This is a genomic window from Agrobacterium bohemicum, assembly GCF_001562555.1.
Lineage (GTDB): Bacteria > Pseudomonadota > Alphaproteobacteria > Rhizobiales > Rhizobiaceae > Agrobacterium > Agrobacterium bohemicum.
This window is the reverse complement of sequence record NZ_KQ961036.1, coordinates 122,725-139,713: the sequence shown is the minus strand read 5'-3', so window position 1 is coordinate 139,713 and position 16,989 is coordinate 122,725. Positions and strand designations below refer to the sequence as shown.

The window sequence follows — 16,989 nt, the reverse complement described above, 5'->3', positions numbered from 1 at the left end:
ATCACGCCGAGGCAAAAACTGAAAATGGCAGCATGAATTCTACTGCTGAGCCCCGTTAAAAACGGGGGGATTACCGACGCTGCCTCATTACTAAAATATTTTTCTACATATTCTACGAATTTTTCCTCAAAATCATTTTGAATATTAAATTTGAACTTCCACATCTCAAAGAATACGTTCTTTCCGTCGCACTCTTGTAGCTTTCTTTTGATGTCGTTCGAGTAATCATATTGTTTACACACGCCGGGGAAGTTTATCGCGACGGTATTTACCGTGCCTTTGTCATGACAAATGGCATCAATGAACTCAATCACGTCAACTGAACATGCTTGTAGTAACCTTCGTTCAACACTTTCGGGCATAGGCGTTGCAGTTTGTGCAAAAGCTTGCGGGACTGCAAACAAACTCACCCAAACAAGAAAAATTACGGTGTATGCTCTCAACGCCTTACTCCTTCTACGTTGACGTCTTCAGATTTTCCGTTGCGAGTTTAACGGGAATCCTCTAAGGTTTGAGGACATTGTAAGCGCTAATTGTATTGAAATCGCGCTGCTAGAAACAGTGGAGGCACCATATGAACCGCTTTTTCTCGAACGAAGCCAAGGATGTTGCGTGGCGCGTCGACCAGATGCACGCCAACAACGCGATTGAGGGTGTTCAGAAGGACGAGGCGCTCGCAGCTTTGGTTGAAGAATGGAATGCAGCTGGTGTTGCTGATGATGAGCAGGTTGCTCGGCTGGTGCAGATGGCAAAACAACGCAATCGCGCTGCCGCTTAATATACGTCTACAGATATTGTGAGCGCTCTCATTTTGGGGGCGTTTTTTATTTAAAGCGAAAAGTAATGTGAACGAAAAGGCCATTTACGAGCGATATATGTATCCCGGACCTGAACCGAGGGTTCCAATCAATTTATTAGGTGCGAGAAACTGGGAAGACCTCAGCCGATTTGAAGCGCAGATCGTGGCGATAAGGGTGAAGCGGATTCCTGCTGAGGCCATGGAGCTTTCATATGACGGTCTGAAAGCACTTCACCGCCATCTCTTTCAGGATATTTATGAGTGGGCGGGGATGGAGCGAACTTACACGACGAGCAGGAACCCGAATGCCGCGTTCGCGAAGCCTGCATACATAGCTTCATGGGTTGAGAAGCAATTCGAGCATCTAAAAAATTCGAACTACTATTGTGGGCTTGAAAAGCGACAGTTTGCGGAAAACGCCGCGAGGTTCATCAACGAAATCAACGCGGCGCACCCATTTATAGAGGGCAACGGGCGCGTGCAGCGATTGTTTTTGCAAATGATTGCCGAGAAGGCTGGCTATGATCTCGATCTCTGTGCGAAAGACCAACGGGAATGGTACGTGGCAGCAGAAGCAGGTTTCCTTGCCGACGATCTGAATCCGCTAATTGCATTGCTGGAAAAGCGGCTAACAAAGCGGATGACAGAATAGGCATTGGGACCGTTGAGGCTCTAATATCGGTTGCTGCGTGTTAGCGTCACCTTTGCAGAAATCAGCTAATCGGCTCCTTTGCCATTCTCATACTCCGTCGTGCCCAACTCACAAGCACAAGGCTCGCCGCGACGATGAGGATTGCGCCGATAAAGACGTTGATTGCCGGTACTTCCGTCCAGATGACGTAACCATAGATGAAGGCCCAGATCAGGCCGGTATATTCCACCGGCGCGAGTGAGGATGCGGGCGCGTATCTGAACCCTTCATAGAGAAGATATTGCCCGATTGTTGAGACGAGCCCGACCCCGATCATGAGAAGCCAGCCCTGCGCATCCGGGTTCTTCCAGAGCCAAGGCAAAGAGAGTGCACAGGCGATGCCGAACAATGCGCTGGTGGCGTACATCTGCGTCAATGTCGTTTCGCTTCTGCTAACGAGGCGGATGAGGATGGTGCTCCATGCCCAGCAGAAACCTGCGATGATGCAGAGAGTTGCCGGAAGCCAGTTGGGGGAGTTGGCCGGATTGGCAGCTATGACCACTCCAACGAAACCGACCACGCAGGCTATCCAGCGGCCTGCGCCGACTTTTTCTTTCAGCACGAAGATGGACAGAAACATGACCATGATGGGTGCGGAGAAATAGAGCGTGGTGAGCTCCGCCAGCCCCAGATATCGCGCGGAGCTGTAGAACAGCATCCATGCGGTGAGCATGAGTGCTGCGCGAATAACGACGGTGCCGCGATATTTGCTTTTGAGGATGGAGGGGTGGCGGTAGCGATATGCCAGTAGGCCGGTAATCAGAACGATGACGGCGCTTCGCACAAAGAGGATCTGCGGAACCTCGTAGCTTTCGACAAGCAATTTGACGAGCGCATCCTGAAGAGCAAAACAGGAGTAGCCCATGGCCGCCAGCCCGATGCCGAAAAGCGGCCTTGCTTCCAATGATCCTGCCATGCACTTCACCACGATACTGCTGATGATCTGTACTAGCCGAGTCCTGTGTTACGATCTATCAAATTACTCCAGCGTATTTCGGAACGTTCGGTTGATGAGCTGGTCCAGGCCGTCAGGGCTCGAGAGCCGATGTCGCGGCTTTGCAAGACAATTGACGTTAAGATCCTAGTGTCCTCCCATCGAAGGGCAATGGCCCTGAATTTGAATTGATGCCAGTGGCGAGACGTAAACGGGTTTCGAATCGAAGAGGGGGCTGAAAACAGTAGGACGGGCGTCTATCTCGCAAATCGATCACCCAACCGGAACCCCATCTGATACCTAGCATCCCTGCCCGGGGGGGCAATTACAACGAGACATCGCGGTTTCCCACCAGGGACACCCTTGTCCCGCTATCCAGAACAATGTGCAGGTCCCGGATCATACCAGCAGCCAGAAGAAACGTATCACGAACCTGATTGTCATCGCGCCAGCCCCGCTCGACCGAAAGAGCGGTTGTGTGAATATCAAGAACGATATCGCGGCCAGGGCCTGTGGGCAGGCCCACAGCCTCTCGCAAATCCGCGATCGTCGCGACGGCGCGCTCCAGCATCCGGCGCTTCTGGAACGCATCGAGGCGCTCCATGCGATTGGCATCTCGAACAAGTTTGCCAATAAAATCCGTTGTCAGGCTCATCCCTAAAAAATGCCGCACGCCTGCGTTTTTTCAAGTCCAGATATCGGAAAAAATACCAAACGACGTGGTTTCGATTGGTCTGTGATCCAACGGCATCATCGGGCAACGGCGATCTATCGTCGCAAGGCCATGAACGGCCCCAAAAAACACCCCGTCGCTGTCTTGAGAGCAAGACGCCAGGAGCATGACTAACCACCCGTTTGAGACGCTTTTTCATTCGCATTCTCTGCGAGTTTTGTCAGGTGCTCTTCGCAAACCTGTTTGACCCGTTCCAGCAGATGCGCGGTCCGTTCCCCAAGCCAGACAAGCGCCTCTTCGCTGATCTCAAAATGCTTCGAGTACCGGGCCTTCACATAGGCCTCGTTGATCGTGTTGAACCAGGCCCGCTCGCGGTGTTGATCACGCGGAAAGGCTTCGACCAAACGCAGGTCCTGCTCCTCTGCCAGCGAGCGCAGAAACTTGATGTTGTGCGATGCAGGTCCGTAGTTAGTCAGAGTGAGCAGAACGCATGAGTAAGCCTGCTCGAGTGTTTGATGGAGCGCGAAAGCAGCATCCTTTCGCCACTTGATGTCAGTCTCCGAATTTGTCAGCTGAAATGCAGCAGTTTGCAGGGACCGCTGAGCGTTTGGGAGCCGCTCCTGAAAATGCTCCCGCGCCACCCGCAGCCGTGCCTCTGCGGTCAGCGGCTTGGGCTCCACCAGTGGTTCATCATCCAGTTCGTAAAGAACGATCCCGTCTCTGCGGATATCCGAGAAGAAGTAATGGCCTTCCTTCAACTGCGTGTTCACCTCGCGCAGCGAGTGCACGATGAACTGTGCCGGCGTTTCGATAAAACTATCCCGGATCAAACGGTCGGCGGCCTTGTACCAATATTCGGCAAAGTCGGTCAGCTTGCGATTGTTGACGATGACGAGCAGATCAAAGTCAGAGCGATAGCCCTTCATCGTGTGCGGCTCGTCGACAAACGTACCGCGGGCATAAGAACCGAACAGGATGATTTTGAGAATGCGTCCGCGCTTCTTGAAGTCGGCTGTTCCCTCGCCCAGCGCATCCTCGAATTCCTCGTGCAGGATTTACAGCGCACGGGCGAGTTCACGTTGCTTGCGCGGCGGGATATGATCGAGGGAAGACTTCATCATGGTAGCAGGTTCTTGTTCGCTGGCGGTATCGACGTCGACTCTCTTAAAGCTGGTCCGGAAAACCTGACACAGTTCAACCGAAACAACAACCGCAGGAAAGGCCCCTAGGCCGTTGACACGCATTGCACAAAGGCTCTCGGCGGAGTTGATCAGCCTTGGTCTGCGACGCTGCTTTCAGGTCTCGTCCGGCTGTCCTGCCCGTCATTGCTTCCTCATCAGTCGTGGCTCTGCCCAGCCTTCCCGCCATCCGCCCAAGCGTTTGGTCGTTCAACGCAAACCGGTGAACGAGCGCCATGGTGACGTGGCCTGCGATCAGAACCGACAGGCCCCATGCCAACAGACTGTGAAGAAAATCGGCCGGTGCCATCATCCATGACACCTCCACCCCGGTCGCCGGGATCCACGGCTCCCACCCCTTGCCACTGCCATAGGCCCGCAACAGCGCCAGGGCCGGAATGCCAAACATCAGAAGATAGAGGCTGGCGTGAACAACAATGGCCGCATGACCGGCAATGGTTGTCGATTGAACCGGGCGACGGTTACGATTGACGGTCCACCAGATGGCGCGAATGACGACAAGCACGATCACCAGAAGGCCAACGGTGCCATGGCCGGGTCCAAGCGACGTGACCGTCCTGACCCACTCCCTATCCCCGAACAATCGCCACGTCAGGATGACGACAAACTGCCAGATCAAAAGATAGGCCATGGTCCAATGCAAGGTCCGGCTGATCAGACCATAACGCTTGGGCGTATCCAGCCACATGCGAGAACTCCTGTTTATTATAAACTGCCTCTAGCTGCCGTTGACACAGAGCGCAACGGTGGGATCGGTCCGGGAGCGTTCGTCAGATCCTGGGCTTGCGTTCCCATCACCCCATGGCGCCAGACGCACGCCTGTCCTGCCGCTCACTACGGCGCTATGGGGAGCGCGTTCCCGTCAGGACAGGCTCATCCCGCAATCCCTCTTGAGCGTCCCGTCATCCGTTATCGCCGCGAAGGCGCAGCTGAGGGGCAAGTGTTGTGACATCGAGCACCGTCATGGCTCCTTGTCCCCGATGACGTCCGCTTGACTGCCATTGGCGTGCCGATGGTGCCCATTGCTCCGTTGCGCGTTGCCGTCTGTCACATCGTGGACTTGACCCATCCGGCATTCTTCGAGCAGGTCCGCAAACAAGGCCCGATCGGCATCCCGGACGAGAAACGCCGGCAATTGTGCCGCAAGCCATTGCCTCAGGTCGCATTGATCGCATTGATCGCCGGTATCACCATCGCCATCCTGCGCCAGGTGCTCCAGCACAAACGAACCGAGCACGATCTTGCGTCGTGTCGTCTGCGCACGCTCCTGCCTGTCCAGTCGCGATTGCAAACTACGCCTGCGCTCTTCGAGCTCCTTGATGCGTTGCGCGATCGGCTTTCTCATAACAGCATCCTCCTATGACGATTTGGCCTCAGCGCTATTGGAACCGCAATTTCCTGGAGCCTGCAACCTGCAGATCTGCACGTCGCCAGCACGATCTGCGAATGCTAGCCGTGCCGTAACGACAGCAACAAGGGCGCACTTACGAGTTGCAGCGTATTTGGCTCAACCGATTGTCCGAACCGGGAAAGGACAGGTGGCGGTGGCGATCTACCATCTCAGCAGCAAGCCGGTTTCCAGATCGGGTGGCCGCAGTGCCGTGGCGGCGATTGCCTACCGAACAGCGACCATGATGCTGAATGAACGTGATGGTCTCGTGCATGACTTTACCGCCAGGCGGGGCGTTGCCCATTGCGAGATCGTTCTGCCCGACGCTGTTGTAGCCGACTGGGCACTGGATCGATCAACACTGTGGAATGCCGCGGAGGCTGCCGAGAACCGCTGCGATGCCCGTGTTGCCCGTGAGTTCGAAATCGCCCTTCCCCATGAGCTGAGCCGCGACGATCGCCTGTCGCTGACGCGTGCCTTTGCCCAGGATCTTGCCAACCGCTATGGCACCGCTATCGACTTCGCCATCCATGTGCCGCAGGGCAAAAGCGATGTCCGCAATATCCATGCACATGTGATGATGACCACGCGGGTGGTGACCCCAACGGGCCTTGGCGAAAAAAGCCTGATCGAGCGCGAGAACAAATGGCTGCTCGCCCAGGATCTGCCGACGTCGCACCTGCAGATGCGCGATATCCGCCAGACGTTCGAACAGCATGCCAACCGACATCTGATGCGGGCAGGCCTTGATGTGCGGATCGATCATCGCTCGCATCTGGAGCGTGGTCTGGAGATCGAACCGACCGAACATATGGGCGTGCATGCCAGCCAGATGATGCGACGCGGACTGGATGTATCACGCACCCGGCTTGAGGAAGATGCGGCACGCCGAAACGCCGCGTTGATCCGGCGCAAACCCGACGAGGTCCTGCGCCTTCTGACCGATGAGAAAAGCGTGTTTACCCGTCATGATGTCGCCCGCACGCTGCATCGTTACATCAACGACACCGACGGCTTCCAACGCGCGCTTGCCGCCGTCATGGCGTCACGCCAGCTGGTCGAACTGCAAGCCGAGCAACACGATGAACTGGCGCGCTATTCGACCCGCGAGATGATCGGGATCGAGCATTCCATGGCGGCCAGCGCGCTGCGGATGGCAGACAGACACAGCCATGGTGTCAGACCTGAAACCGTTGATCATGCGCTCGATCGTCAGGACGCGCTCCTGAACGGTCCTGGTCTCAGCCACGAGCAGCGTGCGGCCGTGCGCCACATCACATCTTCACAGCAGATCGCAGCCGTGATCGGTTTTGCCGGTGCTGGCAAATCCACCATGCTGGCGGCAGCCCGCGACGCCTGGGAGCACCAAGGGTTTACCGTTCATGGCGGCGCCCTTGCCGGAAAGGCAGCCGAAGGTTTGACGCAATCATCCGGCATTGCGGCACGCACTTTGGCATCATGGGAGTATGGCTGGAACAAAGGCAAAGGTGAACTTCAGCGCGGCGACATCCTTGTCATCGACGAGGCCGGCATGGTGGGAAGCCGACAGCTTGCGCGGATCGTGTCGCAGGTCGAAAAGCGAGGTGCCAAACTCGTTCTGGTTGGCGATCACGAACAGCTTCAGGCGATCGGTGCGGGCTCGCCGTTCCGGGCGATAGCCGAGCGCATCGGTTCGGTCGAGCTTTCTGACATTCGTCGACAGACACAGGAGTGGCAGCGGCAGGCGTCGGTGGCGTTTGCCACCCATCGCACCGGTGTTGGACTGGCGGCTTACGCTGAACAGGGCAGCGTCCAATTTGCCGATGACCGCGATAAGGCGCACGAACAACTCGTGGCTGACTATCTCGCTGATCGCCTCGACAATCCCAATGCTTCACGCATTGCCCTTGCCCATCGCCGCGTCGATGTTCGCGCCATCAATGACGGCATTCGAACCGCGCTGCAGGCGCAGGGGCTGCTTGCGAAAGGCAGTGGTCTGGGCGTCGGCGACGATGAAGCGTCGACCGTTCAAGTCGGGACGGGTCTTGCTGACAATGGAGATCGTGAGATCGTCTATCAGACCGTCAACGGCAAGCGTTCGTTCGCGCCCGGCGATCGCATTCTGCTTTTGGAAAACAACCGTGATCTCGCTGTGAAAAACGGCATGCTGGGAACCGTGGAGGCCGTCGAGCCGAACGCAATACATATGCGGCTCGACGGAGCTGCCAGCGGGCAAAACAATGCCCGTGTTCTCTCTCTACCCGTCAAAGATTACCAAAATTTTGATCATGGCTATGCGACCACCATTCACAAGGCACAAGGCGCCACCGTCGACCGTGCCTTCGTCATGGCATCCTCAACCATGGACCGGCATCTCACCTATGTGGCCATGACCCGTCATCGTCATCAGGCAAAGCTCTATGCCGGTCGCGATGACCTTACCGACATGAAGGAGATGGTGGCCAGCATGAGCCGGTCCGGTGCCAAGGAAACGACGCTTGATTACACAAACGCCTTTGCCGAACGACGTGGTTTGGACCTCAAGTCCGATAGTGACGACGACATAAAACTTGCACATGCTCCAACAGCCGTGCAGAAAATTTCCAGCCATGCCGGGCAACCGGTGGGCCAGGAGCAGGATCGGCCACACGATCGCAGGCAGGCTGACGAGGAGCCGGTCCACGATCTGGTCGGTCCTGCGTTCAACGCCGTCGGTTCCGAGCCCGATCTTGAGCATATCCAACCCGATCACGGCCAGCGTCTCGTCCCACCCGCAGACGTTCCCGCTCCACTCGTTCCCGCCATCACCCATTATGACCGCACCGTCGAAGACATCGCCCGCGAAAGGGCAAAGCCGTCCCTGGAGCACGACATGCAGGCCGTCCGCTCCGTCGGTCGTGAGGTCTACCTCGATCCTGAGCAGGCAGCAGCCAGGCTTCGTGCCGCCATTGTTGACACCGGCATTGAGGGGCACGCCCTGGCCAGATCACTCGTTGAGACCCCCGAGCAGTTCGGAGCCTTGCGCGGTAAAGTCGGGCTTCTCGGAGACAACAAGGAGCGCAAGCTTGCTCGCCATTACACACAGGCGCTTGGCAACCACGTGCTATCAGCGGCCAACACCTGGCAGCGTCGTTTGGAGGCAGAGCGCAAGTCAGAAACCTGGAAACGTCAGCGACAGGATATCGTCGAAGTCCCCGGTCTCACACCCCGAAGCCACGCCCTTCTGCAGCAGTTCGACAGCCTGCCCCTTGAAGACAGGCCGACAGTCTTTGCGCAACTCTGCGCCACGCCACACGGACAACAGGCCATCGTTGAGGCGCGGGCAATCGTCAACGCCCTTGAGCAACGCTTTGGCAGCGCCGACATGCGCACCCTGAAACCGGAGGCGCTACGGCTGGCTCCAGAGATGACCCACACACTCGATCAGATCAAAGATGTGGCCCGCATCGTCGAGCGGGTCCAACGGGCAGAACTCACCCGGCAGTACGAACTCAAACAGTCCCTGACGAAAAGCCTGGGCCTGAGGATGTGATGTCAGCCAGCAGAGCCAACCACGCATCATCGAGATTGGTCGCAGCCCAAAGCGTTTCCTGCCTCCCGCGATCGGATAGACCTATCAACAGGGATCTAGATCAGAAACCAGATCGCAATGGCCGCAACCATGCCAAGAGCCACGACCTGCCGCGCTATCGGCGCAACTCCAGGCCTGTATGACGCCGTCACAGGGACAGGCTCCCCAACTGACGGATAGCCCTCGTCGCTCACGGCTGAGGACACGACATCGGTCGTCGTGTCTGCTGTGGTGGCGTCAGAAACTGTCGCAGGCGACATTGCCGCCACGGCAACAACGTTTGCAGTCACCTCATCGGACTTGACCGTGACAGATACCTCGCAACCGGATCTGAGGGCGTCAACGGCGTGTTGGGCCGCCGCAGTGTCGTTATCGGCTTCTACGAGGGATGTATGCGTAACAAGAAAAAAGGGCATCGCTTCCAGAACTGTTCGAACCAAACCATCATCAGCAAGAACGCCGATCTTTCCGCGACACCATTTTTACCCTGGGCCACGATTACTCATCGTCAGGTTGGTCAGGGAGTGGTTCAGCATCGGGCACGACCCTGCCCTCCTTTCGACCACCAAGAGACTGGATAAGATCCACAACCCGCTGGCGAATGCTGGCCTCGTCAATCGCCAGAAACGCCTTGGCCAACGCCGTGCTCTCTCATAAAGGCTCTTGGAATGGACGCAACCCTTGCAGAGCGCAAGGAGCTCGCTCACGAGCTCGGCCAAACAGGCGAGGCGACAGTTTTGCAGCGATGAATACATGGCTGCAAAGGCTTTGCTCAAGAAGCTGTCTGATGACGGCGGCAAGGTTCCGGCAAACTTCTGGACTGACTTAAGGATGTGCACAGGGACACCTTGCAACGCCAGGGTCTCTAAATTGACACGTTAGCGTTTGCGAATGAACCTTTCAACACCTCGAGGGTTATGTCTCCGAGCAAAAATCAGCTCTCAGTTTTGTTTTTGAGCCGCCGCGTGAAAAAGGCGGCGGCTCTTTTCAAGGAGACCCTCATGAACTCGATCATTTATCTGGTGGGACTAGTCGTCGTTGTCCTTTTTGTTCTCTCGCTTCTGGGGCTACGCTGATGGTTGATTCAACGTTGATCGAAAATCCCAACCGTAGCTACGTCGACTGGCCTGCAATTTTTGCCGGCACGGCGATAGCTTCCGGTTCCATGGCTGTCCTTACCGCATTCGCTGGTGGGCTTGGTCTGAACGCGATTTCTGCAGATAACGGCGGCGAGATCAGCACCACGTGGCTTGTTGTCACCGGACTTTTCGTCATCCTCTCAATGGTCGCATCATACATGCTTGGTGGTTACATCACCGGACGCATGAGGCGCCCAGCTGGATCAGCTGATCGAAACGAATTGACGACCCGAGACGGCATTAATGGGTTGGTTGTGTGGGGCATTGGTACGGTAATATCAGCCTTTTTGGCACTGAGCGTCGTATCGGGTAGTGTTAGGGCGGTCGGAAGTGCTGCTCAGACAGCTGTAGAAGCCACAGGCTCCGCCGTTGGTGGCGCAGCGCAAGGCGCGGGTCAGTTGGCCGGCGGTGTGGTTTCGGGCGCGGGTAATGCCCTCGGCGGAGTTGCTCAGGGTGCAGGTCAAGCCACTGCTCCAAGCATCGAGCAGTCTTTACCGCAAGGCCTTAAGACGAACCCGATCGACTATTTCACTGACACTTTGCTGCGGACTGACGCGCCTGCTCTCAACTCTGACCAAAACGGTGCTGACTTTCAGCGCCAAGCCGGCGGCATACTGAGCAACCTGCTTTCTACGGGCGAAATCTCTGATGCGGACAGGACGTGGCTGGCAAACCAGATTGCGGCTCGTACAGGCATTCCTCAGCCGGACGCGCAGACACGCGTGAATCAAACAGTGGGTCGTGTGCAGGCGGTTCGGACGGCAGCTCAGCAACGCGTTGACGAAGCCCAAAAGAAAGTCGACGAACTGACCGCACAGGCTGAAAAGGCCCTGCAGGATGCTAAAACTGCCGCTGCAGATGCCGCTGAAAAAGCACGCGTAACGGGCATCCTTACCGCGTTTCTTCTCGCGGCGTCTTCTCTTGTAGCGGCAGCAGCGGCATACATCGGCGCTGTTCACGGGGGACGTCACCGCGACGAGGGTCGTGTGTGGGGTGGCCTAGCTTATCGTAAGTAATCAGCACAGAATTTCCGGAAATGGGGAATTTTATGTTTTGACTAAAGGCCGGTGCGGTTCGCACCGGCCTTTTATGTGTTCCACACGACTGCAGTTGCCACGGCCTGTCCCAGTTGCCATCCAACGCCATCAATGATGCACAGGAAAGACATGAAACCTGGGATGATCGCGACCCAGTAGCAGACGTTTAAAGGTTACGGGCAGGTCAATGAAGAGCTAGCCGCCTGCACCCGTCGGCGCGTCCGGCTCCATATTTTCAGGATACTGCACGGTCTCCGGGCTGGGAACTTCGGGCTTCGGCGACAAGGCAAGCCGGACACCGGGGCCACCTGCGGCCGATGTCTGATTGTCATCAATAAATTTCACGCCCGCTTGCTCGAGTGACGTTACAATCTTGCCGATCGTGTCTACCTGGCCACCAAGATCACCCTCGGCAGCTTCCAGTCTTATTATTGTCGACTCGGAAACGCCACATGCGGCAGCCATGTCAGACTGGGACCAATCCAATAACGCTCTAGCAGCCTTGATCTGTGGAATTGATACTTTTTGTATTGCCATCGAACATTCCCTTATTGGTATCGAGATTGCGCTGCGAAACAAGAAGGTACGACATAGTTGCTGCTTCAGTAAACGCAAACGAATGCTTCATCACCCTTATGACCCGCCTGCACGTCGAGCTCAACACTATCAGCGAGCGGACCAGCGAAATGGGTGTAGGCGGTGGACCTGATCACGGAAGGTGAGATGTGGTTCTGCAAGACGTGGTTCGGCACCCCAGAGACATCGCGGGGCGCTTCACGGCCACATCCTTGTCGAAAAACCGCACTCGTCCATTACATTTAGGATGAGGCAAGCCAGTTCCATGCAGGTGCATCGGTTCCTTCAGCTCCCGTTTCGCCAAGTACCTTGGAGAGCCTCACCATCAAAGCGTTTCCCTCGGCGTCAAGTTGTGCAACCAACTCCTCCGTATAAGACACGACCAGATGTTGAGACCTGTCACACGCCCTGGTGATCAAACGAGACAGGGGCGCAAGGAGGCTGGGATGCAGACTGGTTTCAGGCTCGTTGAGCACCATCAGGGAGAGAAGCAGAGAGTTGCCAGGCTTGTACTGTGCCTAGGCGATTTGGTTTCCGGATATCAAATGCTCCTCTCTAACGCCTTGAACGGATTAGAACCGTGGACTCCTTCAGGAGAACCGCAAAATTGCAGCGGAGCGGCGTGACTCAGAGACGCGCGTGCCTGCCTTGTGTTCCGTCATTATGCCGATAATCTAATGGACCTTGAAAGGGTTGCGCTTAATTTTCTGGTCCTCTCAATGCGCCAGAGCTTACTTCAAAATGGATCAGTTCTGTACGGGAAGGTAAAAAGGCGCGGCTCTGTCTCGAAGTGCGACTTCTGCTCGGGATCATCCTTGTTCTCGCAGGTGAACTCAGACCGTTATGCTTCGTCTGGCTATCGTGATGTCCGTTGGACTACTCGAGGCGCTGACCGCCATCTGCATCGAACAGATGGACGGCCGCGGCGTCTGGAATCACCTTGATTACTGCACCGGGTGACAGGGCCACACGCTCGCGAAACACGCCGATGACTTGTGTGTCGCCAAGCCGCATCGTGATCTGCGTTTCGGCGCCCATCGGCTCGACCAGCAAAACTTCCGCCGGTATGCCGGCCGGATCCAGCCTGAGATGTTCGGGCCGGATGCCGAAGATCGCCGGACGGCCAACATGGCGCTGCGCTTCAGCGGGCAACGGCACTGTCAGACCGCCCGTGGCAAAGCCATCCGGGGCGATCGTTCCTTCAAGGAAATTCATCGACGGCGAGCCGATGAAGCCGGCGACGAAACGGTTGGCGGGGCGATCGTAAAGATCGAGCGGCGCACCGATCTGCTCCACCCGCCCGCCGTTGAGGACGACGATGCGGTCGGCCATGGTCATCGCCTCAACCTGGTCGTGGGTGACATAGACGGTAGTGGTCTTCAGCTTCTGGTGCAGCGACTTGATCTCGCCGCGCATGACGACGCGCAGTTTGGCATCAAGGTTCGACAGAGGTTCGTCGAACAGAAAGACCTGCGGATTGCGAACAATCGCCCGCCCCATCGCCACGCGCTGGCGCTGGCCTCCGGACAACTGACGCGGATAGCGCTGAAGCAGGCTTTCGAGGCCGAGAATGCCGGCCGCCCAGTTCACCCGTTCCGTTATCTCGGCCTTGGACCCGCCGCGGTGCTCGAGCGAAAAGCCCATGTTGGTGGCGACCGTCATGTGCGGATAGAGCGCATAGCTTTGGAACACCATGGCGATATCGCGATCCTTTGGATCGAGATCGTTGACGATGCGGCCGCCGATATCGAGCGTGCCGCCGCTAATGGTTTCGAGTCCGGCGATCATCCGAAGCAGGGTGGACTTGCCGCAGCCGGACGGACCGACCAGCACGACGAACTCGCCATCGTTGATACCGAGATCTACACCATGGATGACGTTAACGGAGCCATAGCTCTTGCGGATATTGGAAAGGGTGACCTGAGCCATGATGGGATCCTGTTGTTCAGCCCTTCAGGCCGGTGTGCGCTAGTCCTTCGACGAACTGCTTCTGGGCGATAATGAAAACGATGAGGACGGGCAGCGCCGTCAGCGTGGCGGCGGCGAGCTGGATGTTCCACATCGGCCCCCCATAGGCGTCGGTGTATTGCGTCAGTGCCTGCGGCAGGGTGAACTTGTCGGCACTCGACAGGAACACAATGGGTTCGAGAAACAGGTTCCACGAGTGCAGGAAGGTGAAAATCGCGACCGAGGCGAGCGCCGGCTTTGCCAGCGGCAGCGCGATCTTGCGGAAGATCTTGAAGCGGCCGAGGCCATCGACGCGGGCGGCCTCCTCCAGTTCGGACGGCAGCGTCACGAAGAACTGCCGCATCACGAAGGTGGCGAACACGCTTGGTGCGCCGAAGATCGGCACCAGGATCAGCGGCCAATGGGTGTTGACCATGCCGGCCTTCAAAAACATCTGGAACAGCGGCACGATCGTCACCTCCGAAGGGATCAGCAGGCCGAGCAGGACGATCATGAAGATCGTATCTGCGTAGGGAAATCTGATCCGCGCGAAGGCGTAGCCGGCCATCGACGACACGACCATAGTACCGATTGTGACGACAGCGGCGATATAGGCCGAATTCCAGTACTGCTGGACGAAAGGCTGCAGCTCAAAGACTTTCGAGTATGTCGTCCAGTCGTAGTTCTGCGGGATCAACTGCGGCGGGAAGGCAAAGATGTCGCTGATCGGCTTGATCGACGAGGTGACCATCCACCAGGTCGGAAAGACAAACGGAATAAGCAGCACGCACATCAGGCCGTATAGCGCCACCCGCAGGCGCGGTGAAAGGTCAGTTTTCATAGAACACGATCCTCTTGCGCATCTGCCACTGGGCAAAGGTCAAGACGGCGACGATGACGAAAAGCAGGATGGAGAGCGTCGATCCGTAGCCGAAATAGTGGAACTGGAAGGCCTGCTGGTAAAGATAGTAGACCAGCACCGTGGTCGAGAGGCCGGGGCCGCCCTGGGTGAGCACCGCGATCTGCGCGAAGACCTGCAGCGAACCGACGATGGTGATAATCGAGGTCAAGAGGATGGTCGGGCTGATCAGCGGCAGGGTGATCCGGCGGAACTGCTTGAAGGCCGGTGCGCCATCGATGCGGGCCGCCTCGTAAAGCTCCCTCGGGACGCCCTGCAGGGCGGCGAGGAACAGGATCATGTTGAGCCCGACATTCTTGAACACCTGCACGACGATGACCGAGATCATCGCGGTCACGTCCTCGCGCAGCCAGTTCGGGCCCTCGACGCCGATCATCAGCAGCATGCCGTTGATGCCACCGTTCTTCTGCAGCAGAAAGCCCCAGACGATCGTCCAGGCGACCAGCGAGACCACGACCGGCGAGAAGAACAGCGTGCGGAAGATGGCGATGCCGGCGAGCTTCTGGTTGAGCAGCACGGCGAGCAGGAGCGCCAGCGACATGTTGAGTACGACGAGACCAACCGAGAAGATGGCCGTAGCGCCGAGCACCTCGAGAAGGTTGGTATCTTCAAGCACCATCCGGTAGTTCTGGCTGCCGGTGAAGGTGAACGTGTTGGCCAGCACATTCCACTCATGCAGCGAATACCAGAACACTAGGCCGAGCGGCACCAGCACGAAGGTGATGATGCCGATCAGTTGTGGCGCGATGAACAGGAAGCCGGCGAGGCTGTCGCGCCGCGCGATCGTCCAGAACGGCGGTAGTGCGCCGGTCTTCGACGTTTCATGATGATGCTGCGCAACAGCCATGACGATCTCCTCAGCGCTTCAAGAGCGGGCCGATCTGGCCGCAGATCTTCTGCAGCGTGCCGGGCACGTCCGCTTCCGGGCGCCAGATGGCGTCCAAGTTCGAGCGGACCATCTGCTGGATCTGGGCAAAGCCGCTATGCCCGGGCATCACCTTGCCGGTAGCTATGCCGTTGATCACGACCTTTTCGATCTGCTCTTGGCTCAGCAGCGGATTGGTCTTCTTCAGCACCTCGGCATTCAGCAGCGACTTGCGTGCCGACGGGAAGAACTGGCTGAGCTTCGCCGAGTTTTCCGGGTTGGTCATGTAGGCGACGAACTCCGCCGCAGTCTTGGCATTCTTGCCCGATTGCATGACGCCGATGCCGGCCTGACCGATCAGCGCATACTCCCCGGCCGAACCCTTTGGTAACGGCACGAGATCCCAGGAGAACGGCTTGTCCTTGGGCAGCAGCGAGGCGCGGCTGATCTGCGTGATGGTCATCGCCGCATTGCCGGCGAAGAAGTCGACGGTCTCGCCGGGGCCGGGCATCGCCTTCTTTGTGAAGATGGCGTCGTGGATGAACGACAGGGCGTCCGCCATCGGCTTGTCGGCCATGCTGCAGGTCTTGCCGTCCTCGCTCCAGGGCGAAGCGCCCCAGCCGTTCCAAACTGAAGTCAGATACTGCCAGTTCTGGTAGTTGAAATCGCGCACGACGAGGCCGCCCTTGCCGGATTTCCCGACGGCTGAAGCGGTCGCGATGGCGTTCTCCCAGGTCCATTCGCCGCTGGCGATCATCTCTGCCGGCGTCTTGGCACCGGCGGCCTTAATGACGTCGTTGTTGACGAACATCGCAAATGGCGAAGTCGAGAACGGATAGGCATAGAGCGCGCCATTCTGCGTCCAGCGTTCGGTCGCACCGGCGCTGACTTCCTCGAGATTATAGCCTTTGGCCGCCTTGAGCGTGTCCGTCAGCGGATAGAGCGCTCCCGACTTGACGAAGTCGTAGGCCGAGGTCTCGAAGATCCATGCCATGTCGGGGGCGTTGCCACCGGCAACCTGGGTGGTCAGTGCTGTCGTGTAGGTATCGAACGGCAGTGACTCGAAGGCCACCGTGACGTTCGGATGCTCTTTCTTGAAGCCGGCGGCGATGTCGTTGAACAGTTTCAGATGTGCCTCGTTAGCACTCCAGATGGTCATCCGAAGGTTCACGGCGTCCTGAGCCTGGGCAATGCCGCCCAGCCCCAGAAGACCGAGCGCGAAGACAGTCGATTTCAACGTCAGGTGATAGGGCATTCCCAGTCCTCCTCC

Annotated in this window: 16 protein-coding genes and 1 pseudogene; 5 read left to right on the top strand and 12 right to left on the bottom strand. The window is 57.5% G+C overall.

Annotated elements, in window-relative coordinates:
• The coding region (locus ATO67_RS20405) for a hypothetical protein (protein WP_158667387.1) at positions 1 to 443 on the bottom strand (443 nt) is incomplete at its 3' end.
• 131 nt (positions 444 to 574) lie between these two features.
• On the opposite strand from ATO67_RS20405, the gene ATO67_RS20400 reads away from it, so the two are divergent.
• Positions 575 to 778, top strand: coding sequence for a hypothetical protein (locus ATO67_RS20400; RefSeq protein WP_067653380.1), 204 nt, complete (start codon positions 575 to 577; stop codon positions 776 to 778).
• A 67-nt stretch (positions 779 to 845) separates the two neighbouring features.
• Positions 846 to 1,451, top strand: coding sequence for a Fic/DOC family protein (locus ATO67_RS20395; RefSeq protein ID WP_067653378.1), 606 nt, complete (start codon positions 846 to 848; stop codon positions 1,449 to 1,451).
• 61 nt (positions 1,452 to 1,512) lie between these two features.
• Here the strand turns inward: ATO67_RS20395 and ATO67_RS20390 are convergent, their stop codons facing one another.
• From ATO67_RS20390 to ATO67_RS20370, 5 genes are all read right to left on the bottom strand, one after another.
• Positions 1,513 to 2,406 carry a DMT family transporter gene (locus ATO67_RS20390; RefSeq protein WP_067653376.1) on the bottom strand — a complete coding sequence of 298 codons (894 nt, stop codon included), beginning with the start codon at positions 2,404 to 2,406 and terminating at the stop codon, positions 1,513 to 1,515.
• 343 nt (positions 2,407 to 2,749) lie between these two features.
• Positions 2,750 to 3,079: a hypothetical protein gene (locus tag ATO67_RS20385; protein WP_067653374.1), complete on the bottom strand. Its 330-nt coding sequence runs from the start codon at positions 3,077 to 3,079 to the stop codon at positions 2,750 to 2,752.
• A 188-nt stretch (positions 3,080 to 3,267) separates the two neighbouring features.
• On the bottom strand, positions 3,268 to 4,071 hold the full coding sequence (locus tag ATO67_RS20380) for a nucleotidyltransferase and HEPN domain-containing protein (RefSeq protein ID WP_425352240.1): 804 nt from the start codon (positions 4,069 to 4,071) through the stop codon (positions 3,268 to 3,270).
• A gap of 220 nt (positions 4,072 to 4,291) precedes the next feature.
• Positions 4,292 to 4,984: a cytochrome b gene (locus ATO67_RS20375; RefSeq protein ID WP_067653371.1), complete on the bottom strand. Its 693-nt coding sequence runs from the start codon at positions 4,982 to 4,984 to the stop codon at positions 4,292 to 4,294.
• 273 nt (positions 4,985 to 5,257) lie between these two features.
• Positions 5,258 to 5,641: a hypothetical protein gene (locus ATO67_RS20370; protein ID WP_067653369.1), complete on the bottom strand. Its 384-nt coding sequence runs from the start codon at positions 5,639 to 5,641 to the stop codon at positions 5,258 to 5,260.
• Positions 5,642 to 5,840: 199 nt separating this feature from the next.
• Between ATO67_RS20370 and traA the strand changes: the two genes are divergently transcribed.
• Positions 5,841 to 9,197, top strand: coding sequence for a Ti-type conjugative transfer relaxase TraA (gene traA, locus ATO67_RS20365; RefSeq protein WP_067653408.1), 3,357 nt, complete (start codon positions 5,841 to 5,843; stop codon positions 9,195 to 9,197).
• A gap of 95 nt (positions 9,198 to 9,292) precedes the next feature.
• Here the strand turns inward: traA and ATO67_RS20360 are convergent, their stop codons facing one another.
• On the bottom strand, positions 9,293 to 9,652 hold the full coding sequence (locus ATO67_RS20360) for a hypothetical protein (RefSeq protein ID WP_158667386.1): 360 nt from the start codon (positions 9,650 to 9,652) through the stop codon (positions 9,293 to 9,295).
• 234 nt (positions 9,653 to 9,886) lie between these two features.
• Here ATO67_RS20360 and ATO67_RS23920 point away from each other — a divergent pair.
• A pseudogene (locus ATO67_RS23920) lies at positions 9,887 to 10,049 on the top strand (DUF3597 family protein); the annotation flags it as partial.
• A gap of 262 nt (positions 10,050 to 10,311) precedes the next feature.
• Complete coding sequence (locus tag ATO67_RS20355; RefSeq protein ID WP_067653365.1) at positions 10,312 to 11,391, top strand: PspA/IM30 family protein; 1,080 nt, start codon at positions 10,312 to 10,314, stop codon at positions 11,389 to 11,391.
• A 216-nt stretch (positions 11,392 to 11,607) separates the two neighbouring features.
• Here the strand turns inward: ATO67_RS20355 and ATO67_RS20350 are convergent, their stop codons facing one another.
• The 5 genes from ATO67_RS20350 to ATO67_RS20325 all read right to left on the bottom strand — a co-directional run bounded on the left by ATO67_RS20350 (position 11,608) and on the right by ATO67_RS20325 (position 16,974).
• On the bottom strand, positions 11,608 to 11,949 hold the full coding sequence (locus ATO67_RS20350; RefSeq protein ID WP_082760361.1) for a helix-turn-helix transcriptional regulator: 342 nt from the start codon (positions 11,947 to 11,949) through the stop codon (positions 11,608 to 11,610).
• A 915-nt stretch (positions 11,950 to 12,864) separates the two neighbouring features.
• A complete protein-coding gene (locus ATO67_RS20340) occupies positions 12,865 to 13,917 on the bottom strand; it encodes an ABC transporter ATP-binding protein (protein WP_067653361.1) in 1,053 nt (350 codons plus the stop codon).
• Positions 13,918 to 13,933: 16 nt separating this feature from the next.
• A complete protein-coding gene (locus ATO67_RS20335; RefSeq protein ID WP_067653359.1) occupies positions 13,934 to 14,776 on the bottom strand; it encodes a carbohydrate ABC transporter permease in 843 nt (280 codons plus the stop codon).
• Positions 14,766 to 15,701, bottom strand: a complete 936-nt coding sequence (locus ATO67_RS20330) for a carbohydrate ABC transporter permease (RefSeq protein WP_067653358.1) — start codon at positions 15,699 to 15,701, stop codon at positions 14,766 to 14,768. Before ATO67_RS20330 ends, ATO67_RS20335 begins: the two co-directional genes overlap by 11 nt.
• 10 nt (positions 15,702 to 15,711) lie before the next feature.
• On the bottom strand, positions 15,712 to 16,974 hold the full coding sequence (locus ATO67_RS20325; protein WP_067653356.1) for an ABC transporter substrate-binding protein: 1,263 nt from the start codon (positions 16,972 to 16,974) through the stop codon (positions 15,712 to 15,714).
• Positions 16,975 to 16,989: the final 15 nt, after the last annotated feature.

Bases quoted from the DNA above. Each gene is read 5' to 3' on its own strand.
- ATO67_RS20400 (WP_067653380.1), top strand. From the start codon at position 575: ATGAACCGCTTTTTCTCGAACGAAGCCAAGGATGTTGCGTGGCGCGTC.
- ATO67_RS20390 (WP_067653376.1), bottom strand. From the start codon at position 2,406: ATGGCAGGATCATTGGAAGCAAGGCCGCTTTTCGGCATCGGGCTGGCG.
- ATO67_RS20385 (WP_067653374.1), bottom strand. From the start codon at position 3,079: ATGAGCCTGACAACGGATTTTATTGGCAAACTTGTTCGAGATGCCAAT.
- ATO67_RS20375 (WP_067653371.1), bottom strand. From the start codon at position 4,984: ATGTGGCTGGATACGCCCAAGCGTTATGGTCTGATCAGCCGGACCTTG.
- ATO67_RS20370 (WP_067653369.1), bottom strand. From the start codon at position 5,641: ATGAGAAAGCCGATCGCGCAACGCATCAAGGAGCTCGAAGAGCGCAGG.
- ATO67_RS20360 (WP_158667386.1), bottom strand. From the start codon at position 9,652: ATGCCCTTTTTTCTTGTTACGCATACATCCCTCGTAGAAGCCGATAAC.
- ATO67_RS20355 (WP_067653365.1), top strand. From the start codon at position 10,312: ATGGTTGATTCAACGTTGATCGAAAATCCCAACCGTAGCTACGTCGAC.
- ATO67_RS20350 (WP_082760361.1), bottom strand. From the start codon at position 11,949: ATGGCAATACAAAAAGTATCAATTCCACAGATCAAGGCTGCTAGAGCG.
- ATO67_RS20340 (WP_067653361.1), bottom strand. From the start codon at position 13,917: ATGGCTCAGGTCACCCTTTCCAATATCCGCAAGAGCTATGGCTCCGTT.
- ATO67_RS20335 (WP_067653359.1), bottom strand. From the start codon at position 14,776: ATGAAAACTGACCTTTCACCGCGCCTGCGGGTGGCGCTATACGGCCTG.
- ATO67_RS20330 (WP_067653358.1), bottom strand. From the start codon at position 15,701: ATGGCTGTTGCGCAGCATCATCATGAAACGTCGAAGACCGGCGCACTA.
- ATO67_RS20325 (WP_067653356.1), bottom strand. From the start codon at position 16,974: ATGCCCTATCACCTGACGTTGAAATCGACTGTCTTCGCGCTCGGTCTT.